Consider the following 7107-nt stretch of genomic DNA (forward strand, 5'->3'; position numbering starts at 1 on the left):
CGCGCCGTCTGCTCCGCAGACATGACGCGCCGTCACTAGCGTGACGGAGTGACGTTGCGTGACTCCGTCACGCGGGTGCGGAGAGTAGTCGTGGCGGCGCTTGCCGGGTGGTGGTGGGGGTGGCCGGCCCCGGGCCGGGTGCCCGGTCCGACTCTCGGCGCTCCGCACCTCGGGCCGGATCCGGGCTCCCCTGCCCTGGCAAAAATGCAGGTCAGGGGCGGTTTGGGCGCACTCCGTGCGCCAGGCTGACCGGGAGGAGGGGATGGCCTCGGGCCTGTGTTCGGCAGGCGGGCCCGTACGGGGCGAGGAAGCCGGCCCCTCCTCGTCGTTGCAGTCTGTCACCGAACAGGGGTGGGCGCAACCCCCAACCCTCTCATGCGGACTCCGCCACGCAGTGGTCTACACCTCTGCAAGTGGTCTAGACCGATCCCCCATTGATCCTACCCCTGATAGGCCGTCAGATCCATTGTGGCGGCGTATCAGAAATCCACCGTCAGCCGATCCCGCCACAGGCGGGGTGCCCATCCCGCAAAGCATCGATATCCCGCCCGACCCTGTATCAGAAATCCGCCGTCAGCCGATCCCGCTAAAGCCGCTGTGCGTCCGCCGCATTGCATCCGGAAATCGGGGGTGATCGGCAGCCACTGGCCGTTCACGATATCGCGTGAATTGCGGGTAGAACCGTATCGCCTCATATTCTGCCGTCCCATGCGAATTTCCCATGAGTTCCGGGCGTGGAAATGGCCTGCCTCGGGGTGTGCCCCGGGGCAGGCCGTCGGGGAGCGTCAGCGGCGGCTGGCGAGGCGGTCGGCCAGGGCGTCGGGGCGGCGCGGAGACCACTCGCCGCTCTGCGCCGGCAGGTCGTCCACCCGCCCGGCGAACAGGGGCGCCAGCGCGGCGTGCAGTGCCTCGGGGGAGGCGAGCAGCGGCACCGGGAGCGGCTCCCAGCTCCATGGGGTGATCTCGCTGTCCTCGTTGACCAGTGCGGTCCAGAGCCACCCTTCCTTCTCTCCCCAGGCGATGGTGAGGCCCCAGGGCCAGTGCTCGGCGTCGACCAGCGGCGACAGCATGGCCGGCGCCGTTCGGGCGCCGTGCGCGTCGTACTGGGCGGGGACGAGCCGGTCGGCGGGCATCGAGGCGGCCTCCGACGCGGTGGCGGGGCGCGGTTCGGTGCGCCGGTACCAGAGCTGGATGGTCAGCTCGCCGGCGACGTGGTCGGTGTACCAGTCGTCGGGGGCCCGGTAACCGCCCGGGCCGTCGATGTTGGCCACGGCCTCGGCGTACGCCTGGTGCGGCAGAACGCCGAGGCCGGTGGTGGTGATGGTGTCGCTCACGGGACCTCCAGATGAGTGATGAGGAGTCGGATCCTGCCGGAGAACGGCCCGCCGCCGACCGCTGATTCAGCGGTCGGCGGCGGACCGTTCCGATCCGCGCCGGGGGCCGGCTACCCTCCGGCCGCGACCCGGCGCAGTAAGAGGAGGCGGTCGGCGGTGCCGGGCGGGGTGGGGGTGCCGGTGGTCACGGCCGTTCCTCCTCGACGCGCACGATCCGGTACAGGCCGTCGCCGTAGAGGTGGCCGTCGTGCTTCTTCCTGGTCAGGCGCACCGCGTCCTCCACCGAGGTGGCGTAGGCGTGCGTGACGATCACGGAGTAGCCGGGGTGTGCCGGGTCCACCCGCCTGGCCGTGAGCTGGTAGTTCCACCGCTTGCGGTCGGGGTCGTCGTGCTCGTCCGTCGCATCGAGGCGCAGGGCGCCGACGGACATCTTCCGGAGCAGGAGAAGGAGGCGGTCGGCGGTGCCGGGCGGGGTGGGGCGGCGTGGTTCGCCGGTGCGCGGGTCGAGGTCGGCGCGCCACTGGGTGGCGGCCGGGCGCAGGCTGTTGACCCGGCCTTCGGGCAGCAGGGCGGTGGTGAGCTTGAGGCGGCGCAGGGCGTCGTGGAGGGGGTCGAGGTCGCCGGGGGTCCACAGGAGGACGGTGCGCTCGGCGAGGAGGTTGGTGAGGTCGGCCAGGGCGGGGGCGGGGTCGATGGCGTGGTCGGGGGCGCCGGGGGTGCGGGGGCCGGTCAGGCGCACGGTGCGGTCGTAGAGGGTGGTGCCGGTGCGGTCGAGGACGGTGAGGCGGGCGGCGGCCGGCGGGCGGGGGTTGCCGGTGGCGGTGGGCTCGCCGGGGGTGTAGTCGACGTGGAGGACGGCCAGGTGCTCGTCGGACAGGAGGCGGTCGGCGGTCTCGGCGATGTCCTGGGCGGCGGCGCGGGCCTCGGCCTGGCGGGTGCGCAGGCGGGTGATGTGGGCGCAGGTGCCGCACAGGGCCCGGCCGTCGGCTGCCGGGGTGCACGGCGTCTCGGGGTGGGCGCCGCAGTCCTCGCAGGTGCGGGTGTTGGTGGTGCGGCGGGCGGCGGCCGCGGCGAGCTGCGCGGCGGAGGCCTGGGTGGGGATCGACTCGCGCACGTCGTACAGGTCGAACGTCGCCTTCTTCCCCAGGGCGTTGCGGGTGTCGATGGTGGCGCGGGCGGGGCCGGCGGGCTGGCGGGGGAGGTCAAGTTCGGCGAGGCGGGTGCGGGTGGCGAGGTGGGCGGGGACCTCGCCCCACCAGGTGTACACGGGCAGGGTCATCGGCTGCTCTCTTTCTGGTGGTGCGGCTGCGGCCACCACTTGGTGGTGGTGGCCGCTGGGGGGGGGTCAGCGTGGGCGCGTCCACGGCGCTGGGGCCGGCTGCGGGGCGGGGGTGAGTGACTGGTCGGCGGTGCGCTCGATCTGGTGGTCGCGGACGGCGCACTCGGGGCCGCGGTCGAACGCGACGACGTAGGGGAACGGGGTCGGGTGGCGGCGGACCCGGGTGACGACGCCGAGGGTGCCGGCCGGGACGTCGACGCGGACGCGGGCGTCCTGTTCCCAGTACTCCTCGGCGGCCAGGTCCTCGTCGATCCACGTCGCGTGCACCGGCTCCAGGAGCCGGACCCGGTCTCCGTCCTCCAGGCGCAGCCCGGCGGTGAGGACTTGGGTCTGGTAGCGGAGCAGTCGGGCGAGTGCTCGTTCGCGTTCGGCGGGGTCGGTGATGGCGCCGGGGTCGAGGTTCAGGGGCGGCTGCGGGTCGGATGCCGGCGTGCCCGTGGCGACCGGGCCGGGTTGGGTGGGGAGTGGGGTGGGTGTGGTGGTCACGGCCGGCCTTTCGGGTCGGGGCTTGGATCCTTGGATCCTTGGATCCGTTGTGCCGGGCGCCCGGCCGGTGGTGGCTGTGGTTGGAGCCGCCACCGGCGGGCGGGGTAGGTGGCTGTGTGTCAGGCGCCGAGGCCGATGTGGGAGACGTACTGGTAGGCGCCGTAGTCGCTGTCGAGGTCGCTGATGATGTCGTCCCAGATCTCGGCGAGTTTGTCGGCGTCGCCGGTGGTGAGGGCGTCGACGGCGTCGTCCCAGACGTAGCGGACCTGCAGGGGGCGGATGCGCAGGTTGTCGCGGCGGCGGTTCTCGTCGACGACGTCCTGGTTGATGGGGTGGATCTCGACTTTGGTGCCGCGGCCGGCGTTGTTGAGGTGGGCCTTGAACACCGCGGGGCTGTTGAGGATGTTGGCGGCGCGCAGGTTCCAGTAGGCGGTGTCGATCGCTTCGAGGTTGGCGGGGCGGGGGCGCTGGGTGCCCTTGGTCCAGGCGCGCAGGGTGGCGGGGACGGCGGTGATGCCGGCGTCGGCGAGGGCTTGGGCGCCGCCCTTGTGGGTCATGAGGTAGCGCATGCGGGCGGTCAGGCCGCGGCGGGTGGTGGGTGGGGACTTGATGCCGCCCTCGATGATCATGCGCTCCAGGGCGTCTTCGAGGGCCCGGCCGAGGGCGTATTTGCCGTGGACGTTTCCGGGGTCGCGGTCGGCGCCGTACTTCCCGAAGTTCTTCCATCCGTCGGTCGACATTTCAGGCGCTCCGCTTCCGGGTGAGAGGCAGGGTGTACTGGTCCTTGAGTTTCATCTGGGTGGTGAGTCGGCCCTCGGTGAAAACGCTCCGCCAGTCGGTTTCGCCGGTGACGTGCAATTCGTCGGTGCCGCGCAGCCGGACAATCACGATACCGGCCTTGTGGGCACGGTGCGCCTTGTACCAGAGATTCGCGAATGCCTGGGAGCGGATGATGTGCATCCAGTCGGGTCGGCGGATGTCCCGGTTGAAAGTGGATTCGCCGATAGTCGAGGCGAATTTCGCATACATCGCCTTGACGTACTTCTCGGTGATCTGGTCGCCGTCCGCGATGGCGTTCTCGCGGGCCTGGGTGAGGACCCTGCGGAATTTCTCCAGCAGGCCCTCGCTGGAGCCCGACGTCCAGGCTTCGGTGATGTGGGGGGCGTCGGCCAGGCCGAGCTTGTGGCAGCGGATCAGCAGGCGCACGGTGGCGCCGTCCAGGAGCACGGGCCCGGTCTCGTGGCGGTTGCCGATCGGGTCGGGCAGGTCAGGGTGTTCCCAGGTGGGGCGCTTGGGCAGCAGGTAGATGCCGCTGCGCTTCGGGTCGAAGCCGCCGTCCGGCTGGTGGACCAGGGCGCCGATCGGCAGGTGGGTCTTGAGGGCGCTGCAGTAGGCGGCGTTGGTGTCCAGGACGTCCACCGCCACCTCTGCGGGGTCGCCCCGGCGGACCGACTCCATCAGGGGCGTGTTCTCCCACTTGTGGCGTCCTTCCCACACGTCGTCGGCGCCGCTGCGGGTTTTCTTGGAGAGGAATTCGAGGCGGTCCGGATAAACCGTGTGCTCGTAATTCCCGCCGACCCGGGTGGCGTCGAAGAGGGCCATTCCGTTCGGGATGGCGCGCTTCTCCAGGGCGGTGGTGGCGGCCTCGGTGTCGCCGTCGTGCTCTTCGAGGGCCTGCTCGACGGCCGAGGTGATCATGTCGAGGTAGTAGCCGAGGTCCCGGCCGGTCCCGGCGTACTCCGAGCGGGACGCGGCGGCGGACGGGGCGGAGGCCGGCCGAGCGGCCCGGCCGGGCGCGGCGGCGGAAGCAGGAGCGGGAGCGGCGGGTGCCGGTGTCGGGGTGGGGTCGGGTGCCTGGTCGGCCGGGGTGGGGTCGGGCGCGGGGGCGGCGTCCTGGACGAGCGCGGCCACCGCTGCGGCCGGGCCGGCCTGAACGGGTCCGGCGCCCGAGACGTCGACGGTGGCGGGCGCACACCAGCCGCCGAGGTGCAGCGGGCGGCCGGCCACGCGGTGGCGCACCGGTCGGCCGCACTGCTCGCACGGCGCGGCCGGGTGCTCGGCGGGTTCGCCGTCCGGGCCCCGGTCGTAGTCGACGGCCTGGACGGCTGCGGCTGCGGCTGCGGCTGCGGGCTGCTCGGCGGCGGTGTCGGCCGGGGCGTCGTCCCGCTCGCCGGGGCGCACCCAGCTCTCCGGCACCGGGGTCACGGGCGTGTAGGGGCCGGAGCGGCGGCGCGGAGCCGGACGGCGCCCCGGGTCAGGCCCTGGGGCCGCGGGGGCGGTGGCGGGGGTGGCCGGGGCGGCGGCGAAGGTGTCCGGCACCGGCTGCCGCGGGGCGGCGGTGCCGGGCGGCCAGGTCATCGACTCGGCCGCGCGGGTGGGGCCGGCGAGCAGGTCCAGCGGCGCCAGGCCCCAGTGCCGGGCCAGAGCGTCGACCTCGTCCAGACCCCAGGGCTGCGCCCCGGCCTGACGTCGACTGACCTTGTCCTGGGTCAGACCGATACCGGCGGCGAGCTGCGCCTGACTTTCGCCGGTGCGCTGCCGCAGGGCAGCGACGGTGAGCCGGAGCGTTTCCAACGTGCTGAGTGCCATGACTGCATCCTATCCATTTCTCATGGAGAATTCCCATAGATTCGGCTTGGATTCACTGGATCGGGTGATGTGGTGCGGATTCGAAGGGCGGCTGGGCGAGCCCGCCTGCCCACGGGCGGCCTGGATGACCTTGTGCGGGGCGATCAGGACCCCGCCCGGCTTGCGGGCGCGGGCGGGGCCTCCGGTCGCCCTGAGGGGCGCTCAGGGCGCTCCTCGCGCCTCCTACAGTCCGAGGTCTGACGCCAGGTTGGAGCCGGGGTTCCGCTGGGCGGTGTCGGCGGGCCCGGGTTCGATGGCGCCGATGGGGGTGAAGTCGGGCTCGTACGCGTCGTCGGCGAAGCGCCGGCCGACCTCGCTTGCGCGGGTCATGTCGACGAACCGGCTGTAGTGGCCCTGGAAGGCCACGGTGATGGTGGCGGTGGGCCCGTTTCGGTGCTTGGCGACGATGAAGTCGGCCTCGCCGGCGCGGGGGGAGTCCTTGTCGTAGGCGTCCTCGCGGTGGAGGAGGATCACGACATCCGCGTCCTGCTCGATGGAGCCGGACTCACGCAGGTCGGAGACCATCGGGCGCTTGTCGGTGCGCTGCTCGGGTCCGCGGTTGAGCTGGGACAGGGCGATGACCGGCACGCCGAGCTGCTTGGCGAGGAGCTTGAGGTTGCGGGACATGTCGCTGACTTCCTGCTGGCGGTTCTCCGCGCGGCGGCCCGCACCCTGGAGGAGCTGGAGGTAGTCGACGATGACCAGGTCCAGGCCGCGGCGCTGCTTGATCTTGCGGCAGCGGGCGGCGATGGACAGCGTGGACTGTACGGGGTTGTCGTCGATCAGCATCGGGGCGTCGGTCATGCGGCTGATCGCCCGGCCGGAGCGCACCCAGTCCTGGTCGGTCATGTCGCCCGAGCGCAGGTGGTGCAGTGCGACCTTGCCCTCGGCGGAGACGGCGCGCAGCTGGATTTCCTCGCGGCTCATCTCCATGGAGAACAGGGCGCAGGTGAGGTGGTGGCTGATGCTGGCGGAACGGGCGATGTCCAGGGCGAGTGTGGATTTGCCGAGGGCCGGGCGGGCGGCGATGACGATGAACTGGCCGCCGTGGAGGCCCTGGGTGAGCTGGTCGAGGTCGGCGAAGCCGGTCGGTACGCCGGTGATCTGGCCGCGGGTGTGTTTGCGGTCCTCGACCTTGCCCATGGTGATGTCCATGCCGTCCATCAGCGGGCCGGCGTTGTCGTCGGTGCGCTGGTCGGCGAGGGCCATGACCTCGGCCTGGGCGGCGTTGACGATCTCGTCGACGTCGCCCTCGGCGGCGTAGCCCATGCCGGCGATCCGGGTACCGGCCTCGACCAGCCGGCGCAGCACCGCGCGCTC

Annotated in this window: 6 protein-coding genes; all 6 read right to left on the reverse strand. The window is 72.2% G+C overall.

Features of this window, described 5'->3' with window-relative positions; all coding sequences use genetic code 11:
• Positions 1–785: 785 nt before the first annotated feature.
• The gene (locus ABZY91_RS40790; protein ID WP_355409158.1) at positions 786–1334 is read right to left on the reverse strand and encodes a hypothetical protein; all 549 of its coding nucleotides are present in this window, start codon (positions 1332–1334) and stop codon (positions 786–788) included.
• A gap of 184 nt (positions 1335–1518) precedes the next feature.
• On the reverse strand, positions 1519–2613 hold the full coding sequence (locus tag ABZY91_RS40795) for a hypothetical protein (RefSeq protein ID WP_355409160.1): 1095 nt from the start codon (positions 2611–2613) through the stop codon (positions 1519–1521).
• A gap of 66 nt (positions 2614–2679) precedes the next feature.
• Positions 2680–3159, reverse strand: coding sequence for a hypothetical protein (locus tag ABZY91_RS40800; protein ID WP_355409162.1), 480 nt, complete (start codon positions 3157–3159; stop codon positions 2680–2682).
• A gap of 119 nt (positions 3160–3278) precedes the next feature.
• Entirely contained in the window at positions 3279–3899 is a 621-nt protein-coding gene (locus ABZY91_RS40805; RefSeq protein ID WP_355409164.1) for a hypothetical protein, read from the reverse strand.
• A 1-nt stretch (position 3900) separates the two neighbouring features.
• On the reverse strand, positions 3901–5748 hold the full coding sequence (locus tag ABZY91_RS40810) for a helix-turn-helix transcriptional regulator (RefSeq protein ID WP_355409166.1): 1848 nt from the start codon (positions 5746–5748) through the stop codon (positions 3901–3903).
• A gap of 222 nt (positions 5749–5970) precedes the next feature.
• Positions 5971–7107: replicative DNA helicase (gene dnaB / locus ABZY91_RS40815; protein WP_355409168.1), on the reverse strand; the 1137-nt coding region annotated here is incomplete at its 5' end.

The sequence above is a fragment of the Kitasatospora sp. NPDC002965 genome (assembly GCF_040611255.1).
Classification (GTDB): domain Bacteria; phylum Actinomycetota; class Actinomycetes; order Streptomycetales; family Streptomycetaceae; genus Kitasatospora.